The sequence below is a fragment of the Bacillus sp. B1-b2 genome, assembly GCF_009183415.1.
Classification (GTDB): domain Bacteria; phylum Bacillota; class Bacilli; order Bacillales; family Cytobacillaceae; genus Niallia.
Window position 1 is genome coordinate 190,840 of the sequence record NZ_WEHU01000005.1, and the last position, 21,338, is coordinate 212,177.

25 protein-coding genes and 2 pseudogenes are annotated in these 21,338 nt (G+C 32.4%); 7 read left to right on the top strand and 20 right to left on the bottom strand.

Annotated features, from left to right (window positions below):
- Positions 1 to 10: 10 nt before the first annotated feature.
- From F9279_RS06945 to F9279_RS06955, 3 genes are all read right to left on the bottom strand, one after another.
- Entirely contained in the window at positions 11 to 865 is an 855-nt protein-coding gene (locus F9279_RS06945) for a permease (RefSeq protein WP_152112125.1), read from the bottom strand.
- A gap of 163 nt (positions 866 to 1,028) precedes the next feature.
- Complete coding sequence (locus F9279_RS06950; RefSeq protein ID WP_152112064.1) at positions 1,029 to 2,144, bottom strand: NADH-dependent flavin oxidoreductase; 1,116 nt, start codon at positions 2,142 to 2,144, stop codon at positions 1,029 to 1,031.
- Between the two features lie 175 nt (positions 2,145 to 2,319).
- Positions 2,320 to 4,512, bottom strand: coding sequence for a diguanylate cyclase (locus F9279_RS06955; protein WP_152112065.1), 2,193 nt, complete (start codon positions 4,510 to 4,512; stop codon positions 2,320 to 2,322).
- Between the two features lie 86 nt (positions 4,513 to 4,598).
- Here F9279_RS06955 and F9279_RS06960 point away from each other — a divergent pair, with 86 nt between their 5' ends.
- From F9279_RS06960 to F9279_RS06970, 3 genes are all read left to right on the top strand, one after another.
- Positions 4,599 to 5,246: a hypothetical protein gene (locus F9279_RS06960; protein WP_152112066.1), complete on the top strand. Its 648-nt coding sequence runs from the start codon at positions 4,599 to 4,601 to the stop codon at positions 5,244 to 5,246.
- A 228-nt stretch (positions 5,247 to 5,474) separates the two neighbouring features.
- Positions 5,475 to 5,825, top strand: a complete 351-nt coding sequence (locus F9279_RS06965) for a PadR family transcriptional regulator (protein WP_152112067.1) — start codon at positions 5,475 to 5,477, stop codon at positions 5,823 to 5,825.
- Positions 5,812 to 6,804, top strand: coding sequence for an HAAS signaling domain-containing protein (locus F9279_RS06970; RefSeq protein WP_152112126.1), 993 nt, complete (start codon positions 5,812 to 5,814; stop codon positions 6,802 to 6,804). Before F9279_RS06965 ends, F9279_RS06970 begins: the two co-directional genes overlap by 14 nt.
- Positions 6,805 to 7,167: 363 nt before the next feature.
- Here the strand turns inward: F9279_RS06970 and F9279_RS26220 are convergent, their stop codons facing one another.
- The 3 genes and pseudogenes from F9279_RS26220 to F9279_RS06980 form a co-directional block, all read right to left on the bottom strand.
- A complete protein-coding gene (locus tag F9279_RS26220) occupies positions 7,168 to 7,515 on the bottom strand; it encodes a methyl-accepting chemotaxis protein (protein WP_413463198.1) in 348 nt (115 codons plus the stop codon).
- Positions 7,516 to 7,608: 93 nt separating this feature from the next.
- Positions 7,609 to 7,995, bottom strand: a pseudogene (locus F9279_RS26225) (PAS domain-containing protein); the annotation flags it as partial.
- Between the two features lie 414 nt (positions 7,996 to 8,409).
- A complete protein-coding gene (locus F9279_RS06980; protein WP_152112069.1) occupies positions 8,410 to 8,571 on the bottom strand; it encodes a Fur-regulated basic protein FbpA in 162 nt (53 codons plus the stop codon).
- Between the two features lie 424 nt (positions 8,572 to 8,995).
- Here F9279_RS06980 and F9279_RS06985 point away from each other — a divergent pair, with 424 nt between their 5' ends.
- Both F9279_RS06985 and F9279_RS06990 read left to right on the top strand, forming a co-directional pair.
- A complete protein-coding gene (locus tag F9279_RS06985) occupies positions 8,996 to 9,658 on the top strand; it encodes an HAD family hydrolase (protein ID WP_152112070.1) in 663 nt (220 codons plus the stop codon).
- A gap of 596 nt (positions 9,659 to 10,254) precedes the next feature.
- Positions 10,255 to 10,929: a DUF421 domain-containing protein gene (locus tag F9279_RS06990; protein ID WP_152112071.1), complete on the top strand. Its 675-nt coding sequence runs from the start codon at positions 10,255 to 10,257 to the stop codon at positions 10,927 to 10,929.
- 129 nt (positions 10,930 to 11,058) lie between these two features.
- On the opposite strand, the gene F9279_RS25930 is transcribed toward F9279_RS06990, so the two are convergent.
- The 3 genes from F9279_RS25930 to F9279_RS07005 form a co-directional block, all read right to left on the bottom strand.
- A complete protein-coding gene (locus F9279_RS25930; RefSeq protein ID WP_264298233.1) occupies positions 11,059 to 11,313 on the bottom strand; it encodes an ATP-binding protein in 255 nt (84 codons plus the stop codon).
- An 83-nt stretch (positions 11,314 to 11,396) separates the two neighbouring features.
- On the bottom strand, positions 11,397 to 11,891 hold the full coding sequence (locus tag F9279_RS07000) for a hypothetical protein (protein WP_152112073.1): 495 nt from the start codon (positions 11,889 to 11,891) through the stop codon (positions 11,397 to 11,399).
- On the bottom strand, positions 11,891 to 12,364 hold the full coding sequence (locus F9279_RS07005; protein WP_152112074.1) for a hypothetical protein: 474 nt from the start codon (positions 12,362 to 12,364) through the stop codon (positions 11,891 to 11,893). The genes F9279_RS07000 and F9279_RS07005 overlap by 1 nt, the downstream gene beginning before the upstream one ends.
- Before the next feature lie 218 nt (positions 12,365 to 12,582).
- On the opposite strand from F9279_RS07005, the gene F9279_RS07010 reads away from it, so the two are divergent.
- A complete protein-coding gene (locus F9279_RS07010) occupies positions 12,583 to 13,419 on the top strand; it encodes a hypothetical protein (protein ID WP_152112075.1) in 837 nt (278 codons plus the stop codon).
- Between the two features lie 123 nt (positions 13,420 to 13,542).
- Here F9279_RS07010 and F9279_RS07015 read toward each other — a convergent pair whose 3' ends face one another.
- The 8 genes and pseudogenes from F9279_RS07015 to F9279_RS07045 all read right to left on the bottom strand — a co-directional run bounded on the left by F9279_RS07015 (position 13,543) and on the right by F9279_RS07045 (position 18,551).
- Positions 13,543 to 14,382 carry an HAD family hydrolase gene (locus tag F9279_RS07015; RefSeq protein ID WP_152112076.1) on the bottom strand — a complete coding sequence of 280 codons (840 nt, stop codon included), beginning with the start codon at positions 14,380 to 14,382 and terminating at the stop codon, positions 13,543 to 13,545.
- A 375-nt stretch (positions 14,383 to 14,757) separates the two neighbouring features.
- Positions 14,758 to 14,970 (bottom strand): annotated as a pseudogene (locus F9279_RS25640) (acetyltransferase); the annotation flags it as partial.
- Between the two features lie 62 nt (positions 14,971 to 15,032).
- Entirely contained in the window at positions 15,033 to 16,262 is a 1,230-nt protein-coding gene (locus F9279_RS07020) for an MFS transporter (protein WP_152112077.1), read from the bottom strand.
- Between the two features lie 30 nt (positions 16,263 to 16,292).
- Positions 16,293 to 17,315, bottom strand: a complete 1,023-nt coding sequence (locus F9279_RS07025; protein WP_226793333.1) for an ROK family transcriptional regulator — start codon at positions 17,313 to 17,315, stop codon at positions 16,293 to 16,295.
- Positions 17,316 to 17,513: 198 nt separating this feature from the next.
- Complete coding sequence (locus F9279_RS07030) at positions 17,514 to 17,813, bottom strand: spore coat protein (protein WP_152112078.1); 300 nt, start codon at positions 17,811 to 17,813, stop codon at positions 17,514 to 17,516.
- A gap of 13 nt (positions 17,814 to 17,826) precedes the next feature.
- Positions 17,827 to 18,015 (bottom strand): hypothetical protein, encoded by a 189-nt coding sequence (locus F9279_RS07035; RefSeq protein ID WP_152112079.1) that lies wholly within the window; start codon positions 18,013 to 18,015, stop codon positions 17,827 to 17,829.
- Positions 18,016 to 18,048: 33 nt separating this feature from the next.
- Entirely contained in the window at positions 18,049 to 18,321 is a 273-nt protein-coding gene (locus F9279_RS07040; protein ID WP_193224497.1) for a spore coat protein, read from the bottom strand.
- Positions 18,322 to 18,335: 14 nt separating this feature from the next.
- Positions 18,336 to 18,551 carry a hypothetical protein gene (locus F9279_RS07045; protein WP_226793336.1) on the bottom strand — a complete coding sequence of 72 codons (216 nt, stop codon included), beginning with the start codon at positions 18,549 to 18,551 and terminating at the stop codon, positions 18,336 to 18,338.
- A 225-nt stretch (positions 18,552 to 18,776) separates the two neighbouring features.
- Here F9279_RS07045 and F9279_RS07050 point away from each other — a divergent pair, with 225 nt between their 5' ends.
- Positions 18,777 to 18,962: a hypothetical protein gene (locus tag F9279_RS07050; protein WP_226793339.1), complete on the top strand. Its 186-nt coding sequence runs from the start codon at positions 18,777 to 18,779 to the stop codon at positions 18,960 to 18,962.
- Between the two features lie 338 nt (positions 18,963 to 19,300).
- On the opposite strand, the gene F9279_RS07055 is transcribed toward F9279_RS07050, so the two are convergent.
- From F9279_RS07055 to F9279_RS07065, 3 genes are all read right to left on the bottom strand, one after another.
- Complete coding sequence (locus F9279_RS07055) at positions 19,301 to 19,957, bottom strand: DUF975 family protein (protein ID WP_152112083.1); 657 nt, start codon at positions 19,955 to 19,957, stop codon at positions 19,301 to 19,303.
- Between the two features lie 158 nt (positions 19,958 to 20,115).
- A complete protein-coding gene (locus F9279_RS07060; protein WP_152112084.1) occupies positions 20,116 to 20,718 on the bottom strand; it encodes a transglutaminase-like domain-containing protein in 603 nt (200 codons plus the stop codon).
- The gene (locus F9279_RS07065; RefSeq protein WP_226793342.1) at positions 20,702 to 21,298 is read right to left on the bottom strand and encodes an AAA family ATPase; all 597 of its coding nucleotides are present in this window, start codon (positions 21,296 to 21,298) and stop codon (positions 20,702 to 20,704) included. The genes F9279_RS07060 and F9279_RS07065 overlap by 17 nt, the downstream gene beginning before the upstream one ends.
- Between the last annotated feature and the right edge of the window lie 40 nt (positions 21,299 to 21,338).

The window sequence follows — 21,338 nt, forward strand, 5'->3', positions numbered from 1 at the left end:
TAGAGCTCCTTTACACTAGAATGGTTACAATCAGAACAGTAATAGTAATAATAGCTGTTAGTTTCCATACAAAATTAGCTTTAAAGGTACTTAACAGCATAAAGGTATTTTTTATATCCAACATTGGACCAAAAATAAGGAATGATAAAATAGCACCTTCTGAGAAACTATTTCTAAAGCTAGACGCAACAAAAGCATCTGCTTGAGAGCATAAACTTAGTATATAAGCAAGCCCCATCATAACAAGGTGAGAAGAGAAGGGACCACTTCCTATTTGTACTAATGTAGCAGTACTTATAAACGTCTGTACAGCTGCTGCGATAAGAGAGCCAATTATTAAGAACTTTCCAACCGAAAAAAATTCATCTATCGAGTGCTTAAGCATTCCATCTATTTTTTCTTTAAAGGAATGATAATGAATATGTTCTAACGTACTATTTTTTAATGGAGATTCTTTTACGAAAAATTTAAGTAGTATACCTACTATAATAGATGTTACTAAAGCTAAACCAGCTCGATAGAAGACCATTTTCCAGCTGTTACCGAAAGCGATGTACGTAGATGATAGTACAATCGGATTGATAATAGGTCCTGTAAGCATAAAAGCCATAGCTGCTGGGAGAGGAACTCCTTTAAGCATTAATCTTCTTGTTATAGGAACAATTCCACACTCACATGCAGGAATAATACTTCCTAGTAAAGATGAAAAAATGACGGCCAGAATCATATTTTTCGGCATAATTCGAGCGATAAATTCTTCTGAAATAAAGATTTGAATAATACCAGAAATTAGTACACCAATTAAAATAAAAGGAAGAGCTTCTATTACGATACTTATGAAAATCGTATTCATTTGTAATAACATTTCCGTATTCAAAAATAACACCTACCTAAGATTCAATGACAACAAATATATAGTATAATAGCCAGAAATTAAAAATGGATGAGAAAAGGGCTATAAATAAAAAAAAGAACTATCCTTTTAAAAGAGAATATACTCTTTTAAAAGGATAGTCTTAATTAATCAGTTATACGCCAGGAAACCAACCTGGGGCATTTGTAATGGCATTCCATAAAGGATCAGGTACTACTAATTCTTCTTGTTTTTCTTTATCTAGAAGGGTAATTATTTCTTCTTCCTTACCTGATTCTATTTTTTGTACCCAATCAGGATCTATTATGAGCTCACGACCTAGTGCCAATAAAGAAATGTCTGATTCAAATGCTTTTTGAGCATCTTTAGCGGAATAAATACCGCCAACACCTATAACAGGTACTCGATTATTTACTTTCTCTAAAATCCACTCTATACGAGTTTTACTTTCGTCTGCACCACGTCTTGGTTTAGACCAGAAATCATTAACAGAAACATGTAGATAATCTAGTTCTTTTTCTACTAATTTTTCCATTAGTGTGAACGTATCTGTCATAGTAAGACCATTTTCTTCTGGTTCTTCAGGAGAAAAACGATAGCCAACAATAAAGGAATCATCCGCATATTCATTTACAATACGTTTCACTTCATTTACTACTGCTAGAGGGAAAGCTAAGCGATTTTCCACATTTCCTCCCCATTGATCTTCACGAACATTAGTATGCCCAGAGTAAAATTGTTGGATAAGGTATCCATTTGCTCCGTGTATTTCTACTCCATCGTAACCAGCTTCAATAGCACGTCTAGTTGTTTGACCAAACGCAGCAATAATCTCTAGAATCTCTTCATGAGTTAAAGGTCTTGGAGCAGGAAGATGTTCCATTCCTACATTGCTTGCACTAACAAGCTCTCCGTTTGGAACTAGGTTTGGAGGACATGCGCGTCCGCCATGAAAGATTTGCAATATAGCTTTCGCACCTTCTTTTTTAATAGCAGATGCAAGTGATTGAAGACTAGGTATCATTTCATCTGTATGTCCAGCAAACTCACCAGGAAATCCTTTCCCGTTTTCTGTCACATATGTACAAGCTGTAATTACCATACTTACACCTTTTGAACGACGTGCATAATATGCTAATTCTTCAGGAGTTACCGTTCCATCAGCATTAGAGGAAAAGTTAGTCATTGGTGCCATGATAAGGCGATTTTTTAGTTCTACCTTACTTGATAACGGCAGGGGGTTAAATAGTTTTTGATATGCTTGATTCATGATTACTATCCTCCAATAATTATTAGTTATTAACATGATTATCATAATTCTTTCAGCAAGAAATAGTCAAATAATTGAACTGACAGAAAGGGGATAGGTGTTTATAGGAGCTAAGAATGAAAAAAACTACTGAATAAGAGGGCCGTATAGCCTGCTACTCAGTAGTATACTTTCATTACCTTCTATTTAGTAAAGAGGGGGAGGCTACTTGATCTCTACCATTATTCTTAGCTACATAAAGAAATTCATCTGCTTTCTGAATCATATCATCTAGTGATAGGTTATTGATATTATCTCTATAATAAGAGCCTATACTAACTGTAATGTAAATCGTGTCTCCATTACTTGTATGAAATGGTTTATTTCTTAATGAATGTAGGAGAATAGTAGAAATGTCTAATGCATTGGTACTACTAGCATTCTCTAAAAGGACAATAAATTCCTCACCACCGTATCTTCCTATAATACCTAATTTTCCAACAGTTTTAGTTATTTGGTTTGTCACAAAAGTGATGGCTTGATCACCAATTTGGTGACCATATGTATCATTGATGTTTTTAAAATGATCAATATCGATTAAAAGTAGAGCTACTTCTTGATTCAGTTTCTTCGATTTTTCTATTAATGAGATTGCTTGATTAAAGAAATGCTCTCGATTATACACCCCAGTAAGATGATCATACATAGCTGACTTACGTAACGTATGGTATTGGAGTAAATTCGAAAGTAAGATATTGTATTGTTCCACAAAAGTAGGAATTATTTTTGATTTTACATAGTTTTCTAATGTATGTTTTTCGTTGCTGAAAAGTATGATTATGCCAATATGATTTTTTAATGAGATAGGAATAGTAATTACGGAACCAATCTGTTCATTAAGGCCTAATTTTTTTCCTAGCACTTCATTTGAGTAGATAATTTCATCTAAATACTTAGGCTCGATGTTAACAACAGAAGTTACATCTATTTCCTCTGTCTTAGCCAGAATAGTCCAAGTAGCATTTTCTTGAAGGAAGTAGATTCCTTTTTCATGCTTTGTTAAATTGATAAGCGTGAGAATAGTCATGTAAGCTAAGTAATCTACTTCCTTTAAAGTCGACATCTGTTTTAAAGAGCTTTGAAGAAGTGTTTGTAAGTAATGTTTTTTAGATTCTCTCTCTTTTTCGAGCGTAACTCTTTTAATTCGGTCTGCTAACCCTAGTGATAATACCAATACTTCTATAACTGCACCAATTTTTGGCGCATATAAGCTTATAGCCGTTAATGGAATGATTCGATAAGCTGCTAATAAATTGAGGATAACGCCTATTAGTAGAAAGCCCCATGCAGCTAGGAAAAATTTTGCTTCTCTTGTTTTTATTCTAACCGTACTAATCATGCAAATAATGAGCAATACAAAAACAGAAGCAATAATTGTACTAGTCATCGTTGCAATAGGTATAGGTATTAGTAATGGAATAAGTAAAGATAGGAAGCATAAATAACTAAATATATGTACAATTTTATGTAAGAGAGGAGCTTCTGTTTTTAGTTGTAAGAAATGTTTAGCAAACTGTAAGGCAAATAGAGAAGTCCATATAATAGTAAAGGAATTGGAACGCAATGCCCACCAAGGATAGTTACCCCAAATCCATTGAAAAGCTAGTCCATCCCATATAGCCTGCATAATAGTAAATCCTAAGATAAATAAAATATAATAAAAATATGTTTTTTCTTTCAAGGATATAAAAAGAAACGTATTATATAATATCATTGCAATCATAATCCCATAATATAGACCAAAACCAATCTCTGCATTGGAGCTATGCTCAATAAAGGCTGTTGGTTCCCAGATTGTGATAGGAGCCTGAAAAAAACTATCTGTTTCAATTTTTAGTAGATAGATTGACGGTGTTTCAGTAGATGGTAGTGTAGTAGAAAAAATCATATTTCGATTCTTTATTTCTCGATTATTAAATGGTAAGCTATATCCCATTGTTTCTAATAGGGTAGGCTCATTCTCATTCCATTTATATAAGGAGATAAGGCTTAAGTGCGGTTTTTTAACTTCTATAATTATGTCTTTTACTGCTTCTGTTGTATTATGTAAATTTAATGAAATCCAATAGGTGGAATCTGCCATTTCACCATCAATACTGGCTTCCTTTAGAGGTTGAAACTCCTGGATAATGTTACTTATTTCAGATGGCGAGCGGTGATTTTTATCAATAAACACTTCTACATGATCTGTAATATCCTCTTTAGCTGTTTGGTTATCTATTATTATCTCATCTGCTTGGGCATAAACTCTACTATGCTCAAGTGAAAATAAGAAAGATAACATAACTATTCCAATCATTATGTTTTTCTTACTTAAAAGCAGTTTCATAGTAATGGACTCCTAGAATAATATAGTATTATATAATTATAGCATGTATTTTTGTAGTAAAAATAGGTAAATAGGAGGTAGAATACTTGCAAAAGGAGTCTTATGTAAAACTTTTACCAAGCTTAAAAACGGGAGATTTAATTCTTTTTAGTGGACAATATCCCATTAGTAAATTAGTGGAAAAACTAGAGCATAGTATGTGGTCACATGTAGGTATGGTAGTAAGACCTGATCCGCTAGGGGAAGTATATTTTTTTGAATCAACTGCCTTAACCAATTTAGAAGACGAATGGTATCATGATCATCAAACAGGTCCAAAAGTGGTAAAGCTATTAGATCGGTTAAAAACATATGGACAAGATGTAACTCCTTATGTACCTCCATTATATGCTTTACGTTCATTAGACGAGGAGACTAGGATAGATTCTGTGAAGTTAGATCAATACATAAAGGAAGTGCATGGAATACCTAATCCTGGGGAGTGGCAGATGATAGAAGAGGTAGTAGAGGGTAGAATCTTTTCACTTCCTTCTAAACGGAAAGACTATACATGCAGTAGACTAATAGGAGAGGTATATGAAATGTTAAACATAGCCACCTTTCACATTCCTTTAAACGGTTTAATGCCAGCTGATTTTTCTTCAGGTGGAAAAATCGAGCTCAAACAAGGAAAATTAGAGAAAGAGATATTAATTGAATTAAATCCTGCATCTGTTAAAGAAGCAGCACGATGATAGAGTAATTCCGTTTATTTTGGCTGTTAAAGTACAATTTATAATGTACGAATCTTATTTTAATAAACATCAAAAACACAGTTTCTGAGCTATCTAGAAACTGTGTTTTTTATATATATAATAATTATTGCCTAAAATAGTTGGTTTCTGTTGCAACAATAGTGTATGATACATAGTATAAGATAAATACTGTATAACACATAGTATAGAAGGATAGGAGGTGAATACATGAATGACTTAATAAATTCATTAGAAACGGAGCTGAGAAGAGGAAGCTTAACATTAGCTGTTCTTAGTCAACTTCAAACACCACAATATGGCTATTCACTCGTCCAATTATTAGAAAAATCAGGAATTTCCATTGACCAAAGTACACTATACCCTTTACTCCGAAGATTAGAAAAACAGGAATTAGTTTCAAGTAGCTGGGATACTTCTGAAAGTAGGCCAAGAAAATATTATGTTCTAAGTGATAATGGTATTAAAGTGTTTTTACATTTAAAAAAAGTTTGGATTAAGAATTCAAAAGAGCTTTACAATCTATTAACAGAAGGGGAAGATGATGATGAATCTCACTGAGGTATATATTCATGAGGTTACTAGAAGGCTACCAGAAAAGACAAGAAAAGATATTGCACTTGAGCTAACATCAACTATTGAGGATATGCTACCTGAAGACTATACAGAAGAAGATGTTAAAAACGCACTTGAAAAGCTAGGAGATCCAGCTATTTTAGCTAATAATTATCTTGATCGACCCATGCATTTAATAGGTCCACGATATTTTAATATCTATGTGTCTTTGTTAAAAATGATTTTACCAATAGCAGGAATGATCTCTGTTATTTCTATGGTTGCCGAGTCCTTATTTAATTATCAAGGAGAAGAAGCCATCCTCAATATCATTATTGATATATTTTCAGTTGGAATATATCGACTGATTGAGGTAGGAGTTCAAGTGTTTTTTTGGTTAACGATTATCTTTGCTATAATAGAAAGAGTGGATTCTAATAAAGAACAACAACCAGTAACAAGCAGTTTAGAAAAATGGAAGCCAGATGATCTAAAACAAATTCCATACATTCCTAAAGAAAAGACGATTTCAAAATTAACAGTGTACGGAGCTTTAATATGGACGACAATCTGGGGAACCATATATTTTAATGCAACACATTTAGTTGGGGTATATAATGGTACGGAAGAAGGACTAGAATTTATTATGCCATCGCTAAATCAAGAAGTGTTAAACAGCTATTGGCCACTTGTTATCATTATGATTGCTTTAGAGATTGCGTTGGCTGTATACCAATTAGTAATTGGTATTTGGACGAAAAAAATGGCACTATATAATGCAATACTCCAAATTTTTGCAACGATCGTTTTTATCATCATTTTATCAAATCCACAGTTACTCAACATAGAATTTACTTCCTATATGGCTGATTTATTTCATGTAACAACTCACGCATTCACTTATTGGTTAATTGGTGGTTCCATTTCCATATTTATTCTTTCAGCAGTGTATACAGTGTATGAAGGATATCGTAAAGTGAAATAGCAATATATATTAGAGAAATCAATAATTTAATGAGTGGAGCACAAATTTCTAATAGAGGTTTGTGCTTTTTTATTCAATGGGGAGACGGGAGGCAGTAGTATTAGATGTTAGTGTATAAACAAATTTTCTTTTTCTAGTTTACATAATATATATTATACTAAGCAGTCTAAAAAACGAGAAATTCTGTCTCTTAATTAAGTATACTTGAAATAGTGAGATAAAATAAAAAATTTTTATTATAGATTGTATGTAAAATAAAATTACTTCATCGGATCATAAAATAATTTTATTTATATAAATGAATAGCTTATTATATATGTGATTTCTTTGAGTATTACTTTTTTATTACTGTTTCTCTTTATTTTAACCAATTGTATGACCTTCAAATGCTTGCATCGTTAAGTGAATTGTTTCTTGTGTCTTAATAACAGACTTTTGAGAATCCTGGGTAACACCACTAACAGTTTTTACTTCTTTAGAAATATTTTCAATATTAACATTAACTTTTTTAATAGCATCTTCTACATTGCTAGCTAATTTTCGTACTTCAGCTGCTACCACATTAAAACCGCGACCATGCTCACCAGCTCGAGCTGCCTCAATCGCAGCGTTCAATGCTAGAATGTTTGTTTGTGCAGAAAGTTTTTGGATTGTCTTAGAAAGTTGACTAATAACTTCTGTTTCATCATGTAATGCTTGTATAGCTTTCATATTCTCTTTTGAGTTATCTGTAACTATTTCACCAAGATTCAATGATAAGTTTTTTAATTGGTTAACAATCTCTATTGTCTTATTTTCTCTTTCGGTGATATCTGTTGCAATCTTTAATACAGCTTCGACTCTACCTTCCTCATTTAAAACTGGAATGTACGTAGCTTCTAGCCAAATTAACTTACCTGACTTACAAACTCTTTGGATCTTTTCTTGAAATTTGTGACCAGCTTTTAAATTAGTCCATAACAAATTGTAATTATTACTGTTTTGTAATTCTATTGTACAAAACTGTTTATGCATCATATGAAGCATTTCTTCCACACTATATTCCATGGCCAGAGCAAAATTTTCATTGACCCAAATCACTTTTCCACTTAAATCAAATTCAATGATAGCTAAATTAGCTTCTAATGATGCCATTACAGAATGAACATCTAAAACTTGGGTACTAATTTGTTTATCCATTAAAACCTTCATACGATTTCATCCCTTTTCATAACTACTTATATATTAACGTCTATTAACAATAAAACTGAGTATCTTTTAAAAGCAAATGTACTATTCCATCATTTAGATAAAAGTTTAACAATAAGTACAATTATACTTAACTCGGGCAAAAAATAATATTAGTAATTAGTTCCTATTTATCAGGAAGAAGATAAAATGAGAAATACTTCCTAGTAGTCTTAGAAAGTACTTCTAAACAGCCATTTCTATTTAAATAATCTGGGAAGTGGTTAAAAATAGGACTCATTCAAGTTCTTAGGAAACAAACTTAAATAAGTCCTATTTATCTTCCATATGTTTGTAATCGCATTCAGACACTTTTCGGCTATTGATGACAGTCACTTCATTCTTCTATTTCTAAGATTAAGATCTTTACTTGGCGTTCTACTGTCTTGACCTTCTTATGTATGTAAAGTATTCATTTTCTAATTCACTTAAACTCAGCTCATATAACTGAATATTATCCTTTTTAAATATACCAACTTGTAATAATTGATCTATGATAAATGCCTTCCTTACTTCCACAGCATTACTCCATATTGTCAAAGGAATCACTCTCCTCTAATTGATAACAATTTTCATTCTCATCAATATCTTACTTCATTAGAAATAAAAAGGCAACTTTTTCAATGGAGTATTCCCTAATATAACCTTCTTACAATCATTTATCTCTTACTAACTCCCATTAGTTTTAATAAGTGTTAAACTATTCTGCTTGTTGTACTCTTATTACGACAAAAGTTATTCATAGTACTCTATGCTAACTTTTCTCCGCTTTCCATTTAAATCTGTTTTCTATTTTAATATTCAACCTCTCTCCTCTTTTTGTTAAAAAATGAGCAGTCTATTTCAATAGGTTTACATTTACTTATAATCATAGATGTAGCCCAATAATTGGTATAAGTTTATGTTACTTTCCGTTATAAGAATTTTATTGTACTATTTATCTAAAGGAAAAAGGAGGATTAATATGATTAAAGCTGTAATTTTTGATTTTGATGGATTAATTTTAGACACAGAAACCGCTTGGTATGAGTCATATAAAGAAGCATTGCAAACTTATCAATGTGAATTGCCTCTCGAATATTTTGTGAAGTGTGTTGGAACTGATAATACAGAGCTCCATCATTACTTTCAAGAACAATTAGGCGAAAGATGTAATATAGAGGATATTGAATCACGAGCAAAAAATATACATATAGATAAAATGAAAAAACCAATAGCACGTGAAGGGGTAAAGGACTATTTAGAAGAAGCTCAAAAATACGGGTATAAAATTGCCCTTGCCTCTAGTTCTGATAGAAAGTGGATTACCGACTTTTTAAATAAACTAAGTCTTATTCACTACTTTGAAGTAATCGTAACTGGTGATGATGTAGAAAGAGTGAAACCTGCACCAGATTTATATCTAGAGGCAATCAATCAATTGAACCTACAAGCAAATGAAGCTGTTGCTTTTGAAGATTCACTGAATGGCTTACAGGCTGCAACATCTGCTGGATTAAAATGTGTCATTGTTCCGAATCCTGTTACAGAAAATTTACCATTTGAAACACATCAACTTCGTCTCCCATCTATGTCAGAGAAGCGTTTAAATGATGTCATTCAATATATAGAGCAAGATGGTGTATAAATAAGTACATTGAATTAACACCTTATTTTTTAAAATTTTTACCCTTTGCACCATCTTTTATAGACGAACCTAGTCCAAATTATAAAGTATGCAAAGTAGTTTCCTTCTCCTATCTTCTATTCAGCCACTGAGTAGTTGGTTAGCTTTTAGGTTTAATAGCATTATAAAGATTGTATTCACCTGGTGTGGGATCTTCATTTACGGAACAGTGAATGATATAATTTTTAAATTTTTTCAGTTGCTCTCTACCTAGAAATCTCATACTTAGGTGTTCTTTTCAATGTCCATAATTCCTGTATGTAGACAATGATGAAAAATCTATTCCCCGCTTTTCCCTCCTTAATCTTCCCTCTTATTCATTAAAATTTCGTTGTATGGAATTATGCCATTGTAACATACTATTTTTAGGTGCATAGATTAGCTTTTACATTTCAATTTATGAAAAGAAAGGATAAATAACACTCCTTTCTACCATACATATCAAATTCATCCCCTATAGTTATAGATTATTGAACTCCACATTTTCGATCCACCTCCTCTTAGACTTCCTTACTCTGAATTATAAAATAACCAACTTATGTTGAAGGAGAATAGACATGTTTTTAGACATTGCAATTGAATTAGTTGTTGGTTTTCTTTCTTTGTTAGTGGTCTTAAAAGTATTAGGAAAGATCCAATTTTCACAAGTTACTCCCTTTGATTTTATTACAGCAATGGTGATGGGTAATTTAGTTGGTGATGCTATTTTTAGTGTTAAGGCAGGAATTAAAGAAATAATCTTTAGTGTTGTTATATGGGGAATATTAATATATTTAGTAGAATTCACTACACAGAAATCCATCTTATTAAGAAAGTTCTTTGAAGGTACCCCTTCTATCTTAATTAATAAAGGTGAGATTATTTATAAACAATTGAAAAAGAACAATATTGATTTAAATCAACTCCAACAGTTAATGAGGAAACAAGGTTATTTTTCTATTTATGAAGCTGAATACGTTATTTTAGAAAGAGACGGACAAATTAGCATTGCACCAAAATTTCAATATCAATTGCCAACTACACAAGATTTACAAATTCCTCCTAAAAAGGTTGCTTTATCTTATGCCATTATTATGGATGGTAAAGTGCAAATGCAAAATCTCACGCTAGCAGGATTAGATGAAAATTGGTTATTGAATCAATTAAAACAGCATAATGTGGACAATTATAGTGAAGTTTTTTTTGGTGAATGGCAACAAAATAGAGGTCTACTTATTTCTAAATATAAATGACAACTACTGCTATATGTTCCTGCTTGTGGTGACCAACGTTCTTAATAGTATCAGAAGAATATAGAACAAAAAACAATGCTCTTATTGTAATGGAGAGAAAGCATTGTTTTTCATTAAAAGATACTTCTATTATCGTGGTAAATAGATATGGAGGATAAACCAATTATCTTCTAATTCTGCATGTATCTTTCCATTCATCCATTCTACTAACTTTTTAGACATATAGAGACCTAATCCACTTGTATCGGAGTTTGTTCTACTAGAAAGCTCTGTATAGAAGCGCATAAAAACCTTCTCTATTGCCAGCTCGCAGGATTGGTAATAAGAGCAGCAGCAATGGCTAAACGTTGACGCATGCCTAGTGAGAACATAGTAGTTCAGCACAAATCTATAGATTCAAAAAAGGAGCTTATTGGCTCCTTTTTTACATTACCCTGTTCATTTAAAATGGTTGTAACTTATGTGATTTAGGTAACAAAGATTTTCTCTTTCTTTCTTAACACTTCATAATAGATGGCTGAAACTGATTGAACTACTAAGAAGATGGCAAATGAATATAGAAGCTTATAGCCATTTTGGATAGTAACAACACCTATTTTGTTAAAAATCCATTGAAAGAGAATACCTATTACAACCCATGATATAATATATGGAAGAATGGATTTCTTATTTATATGTAATACCTCGTAAAAATAAAAAAACAGAAAGCTAAATGGTCCAAAAATAGAATAATAAATCATATCAGTCAATTCGTAAACGTCCGAATCATTCAAAACATAATAATTTAATAATCCCCCACCTATAGTAAAGTCAAATAACATCCCTGTTGCTAAACCAAAAAACACACTTAGCATGGTTACCCTTTTTGAAAACTTCTTTGGTAGAAGGAATATGAGAACATACGAACACAAAGATAGTGAAAAAACGACCACTTCATTTAGATCAAAATTCTCCCACAACATTAGTGACCATGCACCTCCTTTTTCTCCATAAATCTTAAAAATCGAACACATAAATATCCTATACTATTAAGAATGAGAAAGTAGGTGAAATCCAAGGCTGCATTCCACTGGAGATATTTCGTGATATGAAAGTAAATTCCTCCAGATGCTAGTAGTAATAATAGCGAAGCAGATGCTACTAAATACAAGATAGTTCTTCCCACTGAAGGAGAAAACAGAATTAAATTCATCGTAATGACGATAATTAGTGGAACTGCAATACTTCTGTTAATAATAAAAGCGGTATAGAACATAGGCTTAGTAGTCAATTTGATAAGACCCCATTCCTGGTAAACAAACCATGACCAATTCATACTAATGACTAGCGTAAAGAGATAGATAAATGAATTTTCAATAAAAGAGAGCTTTTTCGGCATTAGTACGAAGATAAAAGTAGTTAACCAAGATACAAAGAAGTAAATTGCAAAGACCATTTTATCCCTCCTTCTTTTTTTCATATTGTTCCAAAAATTAGATGCATCTATTCAGCCTATACATGTCTTTAATCCTCTACTCCGTCAAATAAAAGGAAGTAGACTGAGTATGTCTCCACTTCTTAAGCATTTATTAAGGTTCTTTCTTTATGCTGTGATAGGGATTGCTGCAAAAAAATCAAAAATGCAATCTCTTTTAAAGAAAGGAGTTTATTTATATGTCAGTTTCAATAAACAGTCCATATTATAACCTTTATGATAGCTGGTTAAAAACCAATGGTACAAACACTACTACAAATAGTAATTCGGAGGCAGCTGAAAGTAATCAGACATCCTTTGGTGACTATCTACAACTTGCTTCTACTACTCAAGGGAATTCATTTAAATACAGTAGTAATCAAGTAGATATGACGAATTTAACATCAAAACAAAAAACGGCCTATTTAGAAACCATGCTTAACCGAATTCAAGAAATAGATTCAACCAATAGTTCTACCCTTCCTGAAGATTTAAAAAGCGCATTAAATTCTGTAAGTGAAATTCTTAGTGATTTTATTCCAACTTGTAATACAGAGGAAGAAATAGCTACATTATTTACTTCTGTTACAGAAACAATGGAAAAAGCCAACCCGTCTAAAACAGAGATGCAAGCAAACGGAATGACTCTACCTCCACCGCTTCCTTTTATCAATATAACGCAATCAGAAGAGACGGCTTCTGACACAGACAGTGAGCTCGCAGTAGATTCAATGAAAGAATTTATATCTAACTTAATAAGCTCTCTTAGATCGAATGAAGAAGATACTACTAGTATCAGTGACACTTTAGGGACTGATTTAACAGAGGAACTTTCTGATTACAAGGAAGCATCAATGACAGATGAAGATGTAGAAGTATTGTATAACGAGTTAATATCACGGTTAGAAGAGTCACAAACTACTAATAATAGTTCAATTGAGGCTTTTCCTAGCAGTATCCAAATGACAGGTTCTTCTTTACCTCCTTTCAATTGGAGACCAAGTAGTACTACTGTATCCGTATCAACAACTAACTAAGCTACAGCTTATATGAACTTTAGCAGATGTTTCTTAGCTATTAGATGATTTTCACATCATACGTAATAGTTAGGACATTAAAAAATGGCGATTCACTATTGAATCGCCATCTCACTCTTCCTATTAAATTAAGCCATATTTTTTAAAGCAATTATAAATTCCATCGTCATCATGTCTATCCGTAATATCATTTGCTACCTTTTTTACCTCTTCATGTGCATTTCCCATAGCAATACCATATTGAACATATTCTAGCATCTCCAAATCATTCCAACTGTCACCATAAGCATACGTATTTTCCTTCTCAATCCCTAAATGCTGAATTATTTTTTCAATAGCAGAAGCTTTATGGATACCTGGTAGTGATAGTTCTCCACTATTTTGTCCCATTAAGGAAACAGTGTTAGGAATTACCGTAAACGTTGCCTCAAATTCTTTTTTTATCATGTCAAAAGGTATTTCAGAGCTTAAGAAAGACACCTTGTTAATATCATCTCTTATTAAATCTTGTCCTTCTATTAATAAATCATAAAATGGTCGAAATCCTTTTTCAATTTGAACTTTAAAATCGGGCTTATCTGCTAATAGTTTATCAAGTATAAGTTGAAAATATTTCTTTCCATTTGTACTACTGTACATGCCAGTTGTTGACTCTAAGAAAAATTCAATTTGATGATGACCAAAAAAGTCTACTACATGCTGAATATTTTGTAACTGGATTTTTTCATGAAATAAGACTGTTTCACCCATCTCGATATATCCACCAGCAGATCCTATCATTCCGTCAAATCCCATTTCAATAATATCTGGAAAGATGACTATTTTAGACCTTCCTGTACAAAGAAAAACTAAATGTCCATTTTCTCTTGCCTTTTGAACGGCGTATTTTGCTGTATCTGGTACTACTCCAAAATCATTTACTAATGTTCCGTCTATATCTAAGAAGATTATCTTTTGACTCATTGTTACCTCCGATTTTATGCAAATACATATGGTATGTAATTCATCTGTTTTTATTATTATTGTATTAACTTTTAAGTAAATAGTATATAAACCGCTTCCTTTTAGTTATTTGTAACCACAAATAATATACGTTACAAAGATGTAACAATGTGTAACATTCCTTCTTATTTAATTGGAAAAATGGTACAAAATCATTAGGCTTTTAAAAGGAAAGTTGCTTGTGTTAAAGCTTCTATGCTTCTTGTTATTGACAAGAACATTGGAGGCATATTATTAGGGGAACATTTCATGAAAGTTAACTAGCTTCATTTTAAAAAAGAGGGAGTGATTCGAGGAACACTCCCTCTCCTTATTAAGGAGAATAATCTCTCTTTCTTAGTTACTATCTATCTTTTTCAGTATTCTAGCAGGATTTCCTCCTACTACTGCATTATTGGAAACATCTTTTATAACGTCTGCACTAGAAGCTACTACCACGTTACCTCCAGGATTAATAATGGTACTTCCTCCAATCCATTCATTATTACCAATGGAGATAGCTTTTTCCTATTCTTTCCTAGAATTTCGCTCTACTGGGTCTAGTGGGTAATTTTCCTTTTTCTTTCTTCAAGGAAGCCCCACTTTATAGATTTGTAACTATGTCTAACAATCTATTTTATTACAGAGTTAGAATTATTATCATAGGATAATCTCTGATTTTTAATAACTCGATTTAATATTTCTGTACAAAAATACATAGCCATTACAAAGATCGCAATGCTTAATGGAAAAATCCCGATTGTACTGTGTGATGCAAGGAATCCAAGTAATGGTGGTAGAAAGGTCGTTCCTGTATAGGCTAGCGCCATTTGATACCCCATAATGCTTTGAGAATGTTTATTTCCAAATCGTGCAGGTGTTTCATGTAACATACAAGGGAAAATAGGTGCTAACCCTAATCCAATAACAATAAATCCAATCAATGAGTAAATGGCTGGTAATGGTAGTAACAGAATGATTGTTCCAAGAAGTGCTATCATTTGCCCAGTGCGAACAAGGGTTCTGTTAGTCCATTTAAAGGTAATAAATCCTGTTATTAATCTACCAACCGTAATTCCTCCATAATACAAAGAAACCCATTGTGCAGCAGTAGAAGCACTTAATCCCTTTACCTCTACTAAAAAGCTACTTCCCCATAACCCTACCGTTGCCTCTACTCCGCAATAAAATAAAAAGGAAGCTAGGGCTAAGTTAACTCCTTTTATTCTTAACGGAGATTTATTTTCATTATGTTCCTCTATTGCTTGATTATAGGATTCTGATTTTATTTGTTCTGTTGACATATTATTTGGTTTTACTTTTTTCCATAACGGCAATGTAAGGAAAAGAATGATAACTAGTGCAAATTGGAGACACGCAATCAGTAAATATCCGTTTCTCCATGCATTATCATTTGCAATGAATTGTGAGATGATAATAGGACCAGTTGTAGCCCCCACTCCCCAGAAGCAATGTAACCAGCTCATATGGTGTGCTTTATAGTGTGTGGCAACATAGTCATTTAAACCAGAATCAACCGCTCCAGCACCTAAACCAAGTGGAATAGCACAAACCACTAACCACACAATCGATGGAGCAAATTGAATACCTAATAACGCACAAGCAGTCATTAATACACTGACGAATGTAACTTTGCCAGTACCAAAACGTTTTAGCACTTTTCCACTAAGTAAACTAGAAATAATAGTCCCAATCGCAATCATCATAAATAAAAATCCAGCCATTTCTAATGGAGCTGCTAGTTCTACTTGCATAACCGGCCATGCGGTTCCTAATAAGGAATCAGGTAATCCTAAGCTAATAAAAGCTAAATAAATGATAATTAATAGAAATGTTGCCATTTGTTATTTCCCCTTTTTTTAACTTGAGTCCTAAACCTCATACATTAAAAGCTCTATTCCAAGGCTTTGGAGTCCATATAAATAATCTCTTTTCCAATCACTAATAAGAAGGTTTGGAAGGTGCTCAGATGGTATGTACTTTGAACTATTATTCTTTATTTTTAGTAGTAATGTCTCATTTACTTCATCACTACAAAAAATAATGGTATGAGGATTGATAATAGCAACAAAGCTTGCTATTAATCTACTCATTGTGTCAATTGTTCTTCCTTCATTTGCAGAAGTTCTTAAGTCCCTATCCCTTTGGTTTACTAATGCCTGACCAAAGTTCTCTGTATCTGTAATTGGAATAAAAGAAATTTCACCAGCAAAAAAGGAGCTTCCTCTTACAACATCCCCATTTATCATAAACCCTGCTCCTGGTCCGTTTTGGCCAGAATACATATACACTAATGATTGGTTCTTTTTAATTCCATTTCTATAATAATAACCAAGTACAGCAGCGTTCATATCATTTTCAACTTTAACTGGCATGGAGAATAACTTCTCATAATATTCCTTTAAATGAAAGTTCTTAAATGCCTCATATCCTGGTATAAAAAAGATGCGCCCATGATCTACAGAACCAGGAACACCGATAGAAATGGACTTAATTCTGCTGTTATCATTTAGAAGAGATGAGATGAGATTCGTTAATAATGAAATGCCATCTTCCTTTAAAACGCTCTCCCATTTCTCTTCTTTATGTACCTCTCCCTTACAATTATACAGAGTATAATATGTGCCATCTTTTTCTAAGTAAATAGCGAGACCAAGCATATATTCCGTATTATAACTATAGCGTTTTGCTCTTCTTCCACCACTTGAATCATCTAAGCCAACTAATACAATCTCTCCTTCTTGCTCCATTTGTGCTAGAAACTTACTAATGGTCGGAAAGCTAATATCTAACTTTTTACTAAGTTCTACTTTTGTAGCAGTTCCCATTTTAATTAGTGTTCTTCTTATACCCGAAAGTATCACTTGTTTTAAAGAATGATTTGTGTTTTGCAAACTATCACCTCCAGTATTAAATGAATGAAACGGATATAAATTACCGTAATTATGGGGTACATCCACTTATTAAACCACTTTAATAAGTCGCCACAAATATAGCATAGAATCGCCAATAATACAATGAATGGAAATGAAAAGCAAAAAATCCTCTATTGTTTGTCGATAGAGGTTTTTTTCTTAAAACTGATAATATAGTTAATGTTTAGCAATATCTAAAGCAGTAGCTGCAATTTTTAAATCAATCTCTATTTGCTTCGTTGTATCATGTGGATAATAATAACCTTGTTCAATCATATAGGTAGAAATAATTCTATGTGAAGCAATTGCATCATCTAAATGTCTTATTAATGTTTGTCTAACTTCAGGTGTAATAGCTTCTGTTATTGCAAAAGCATAATTTTTAATACCTGATTTAGCTGCTATTAATAAATCAGTAGCAATGACTTGGTCAGTTAAAGGAGCCATCCCTGTGATTTTTTCTATAAATTGATTCATTTTAACCCACCTTTTATGATAAATGATTCTTTAATTCTTTAACTTGATTGGTTGAGCTAATTACATCTTGTTTCATAATATCTTTGAGTCTTGGATCAGATACAAGTGACTGCATAATAGTAGACTTTGTTAAGCAAACATTTTTAAAAGTTAATAACTCATGTAATTCCAATACTTCATGAACGCCAATTCTACTTTTCATATCCTCTTATCTCCTTTTATATAAGGTACATTATTAGTGCCTTAAGATGTAATCTGCATACTCTATATCTTTTTGTAATTGCTGCGGCAGATTATAAGCATCATATCTACCTCGATCCTGAAGAAATCCATAGATTTTTTCATGCTGCTCAATAGCTGATCTTAACTCCTTTGTAAGAAAAGTATGTATCTCCTCTGAAGTAGATTCTGTAATGGCAGTAGCTAAATCCTTAATTGTTGCTTTTGTTTCAAATAATATATCTGTTGCTATAACATGGTCTGTAAAGCTAAGTTGTTTTGTCTCCAACGAAGTAACCCTCCCTATTCCTCTATTTGTGAAGATGCTTTACTTAAAATTGTCTTCATTTCACTAACAGCATTTGTATCAAGCTTTACCCTTTGTTGTACAATTGTTTTCAACTCTTCATTTTCTACTTTTTGCATTCTTGCTTTCGCTTCTGCTAAGCTTGCTACTTTAAAGTTTAATATTTCACGCAAGTCCGCAATCTCGTGAATACCATATTGACTACTTTGCATCATTTATCTCCTTCTTTATTTCATAAAATATAATAATTCTTGCCTAGATATTATTACCTAATTAGTTGTTGTTATGCTGTATGTGTACTAAGGAGATATAAAAGAAGTAGGTGCTTTCAAAGATTGCTGCTTTGAGGAATATAGGTAGGAATAAACTATAATAAATGGTAATCTATACAAGGAGGAAGGGAGAGGGGAAACCTGAACAAAAATAAACTACATACGATGATCGTATTTCTCGGAAGTGTTGCTATTCTAACGATAGGCGGTTTAGTGTTGAACCAGATATACAACAATCATCAATCAAACAACTTAATTATAGAGAAGTGCTTTAATCACTTTAATAAAGAAGGAGAGATTGTAATTAAAAAGGATGGCTTTTGGTCACCTGTTGCTTGTGAGAGTAAATAGCATTTCCAAAAACCGTTGTACCATTGGATTTTTGACAAGCTAAAACAAGGATTTGCTCTACTTGTTTTTCAACGCTTTATTTCTTCCTAATTCAAGCCAAGTATATGGGTATAATTATTATCCGAATACTTTGTTACCACTCCTTGAAAACCGTACTTGTCTTTCAAGCGGTTATTAGGTTTATTGAACTGCTGAAGGTGTAAAATACTTCGTTGAATCCTTCATATATATCTTACGCTTCCCACCATCCATTGTATTAACTATGCGAGAACAGCCTTTCAAAAAATTAAAAAGAGGTGAATGTCGTTTCATCCACAACATTTACCTCTTTCTTAAACTTATATCGTTTCTTTATCAGCAATAATATTTTTATAAAAAGCAGCATTAGATGCAGCAACATACGGAGATAGCCATAAATAACCTATCCCTAAAGTAAGAATACCTAAAATAGCCCATCCAATAAAACTTAAGTTAAGAAGAAAATACTTCCACTTATATCCTTTCATTCTTCTTCTACTTTCTGTAATAGCTTCAAATACTCCAAGATCTGAATTATCTCTTAACAAATTCAAGCTTTGAGAATAAGCAAGTGCTTTTATAATTCCAGGAATAAGCAATAATAAGGACCATAAAAACGTAAAGATACTAATCATAATTGTTGTTCCAAGTACCTTCCAAACCGTATTTCCAGCTGTGTAAATAGTAAAGACTTGAGAGATACTAGGATTTTCCGCTCTTACCAAGCTAATATAAAACCAAGCCATACCAACCGTTAATGGAATTAATAGAAGATAGTAAATAAAATTAAAAATATCTACTGATATAGGAGTTACATCTTGGTTGATCCAATTATTATATCCACCACTAATAGTAATTTCTACCGTGGTAGCAAATACCACGCTTATTAGAAAATAAAGGAGTGTTAATAAAACTCCTTTTCCCCAGGCACCTTTTAAATGATCCCTAGCATCTAACTTAATTTCGGCAATTCTCAATTTTTTTCCTCCATTCATTTTGATTTAAAAAGGCAGGAACATACATTTAACTTACTTTTAATACGTATGCATACTATAAAGATTTATGTAGAGTTATTTATCTAATGACACAGTATATAGTAGAAAATATCTGCTCCCTCTTTTTCATTAAAGCTAAATTATAACGTTTCTGGTAAATTATGTACATACATTTCCATTGCATCTTTATGTTCTCTTAATGTTTTTATTGTTTTTTCATTAGGTCTTGGAAAGATAGTAGGATAATCGACTTCGCCTTGCTCCTTGTTCACCTGAAAAGCTAACTGTTCTCTTTCTATAGAAAATTGAGCATCAATACCTGGTTTATTCCCTCTAGCATCTAATCGAATCCATTTTTTTATTGATTGGATATAAACTGCATTAAGCGCATGTATGCAATACCCTTTTTCTGGTGTATCAAATAGCATCAAACGTTGATAACAAAAACCGACTGGGATATTCTGTGATCGTAACAGGGCTGCGAGTAAATTAGATTTTGCATAACAAATACCACTACCATGTTCTAATACCTCAGAAGCATTACAAGTAACTTTCTGTGATTGAATATCCCATGAATGAGAGATATGATCTCTTACAAATTCAAAAGCGATCTGAATTTTTTCTATTTCCGATTGTTTATTATTAAATAACTCCATTGCTTTTGCCGTAATAATGGGATGGGAGTAATCTACTTCCCTTAATTCAAGGAGATAATCTCTTAAACTATCAGATTCTGGTATCATGTTTAGCAACTCCTTCTGTTTTAGGATCAGTCATCTGTTGAATGAATTCACGGGTATTCGTCAATATAACCGTTTTGTCTTTTAAATGGCTATATTTATTAAAAAAATGTGGTTTAGCTACTTCCTCGAAATATTTATTCCAAATGAACATATTCTTAAATATATGGAAAGTAGGGGTATAATTTGCTTTTTCTATTCCCAGCTTTTGTTTACCATACCTTTTTATAATTCTAAATATTCTTATCATATAGTTAGGATCTAAGAATATAATTATATCTGCATACTGAAAACTTATTGCTACCCAATCTTCTTGATGAACACCTTCAATTATCCAGCTCTCTGTTTTAACAAGAGTTTGCAAGTATGCTTCTCTTTCAATCTCTGTTCTTTTTACATCCCCATTGTCTCCTCTTACCCAAACAACATTGTCTAGCTCGTAAAAGGGGATATTTAGAGTTTTTGATAATGTTTTTGCCAAAGTGGTCTTCCCGCTACCGACTGATCCAATAATATGTATCTTTTTTGGGTTGATTTCGAAAGAATTTTGTTTAGTAAGAACTTTATACATAACCTGAAGCATACACCTCTCCTAGTTTGATATAAAAAGAGGGCAGCATATA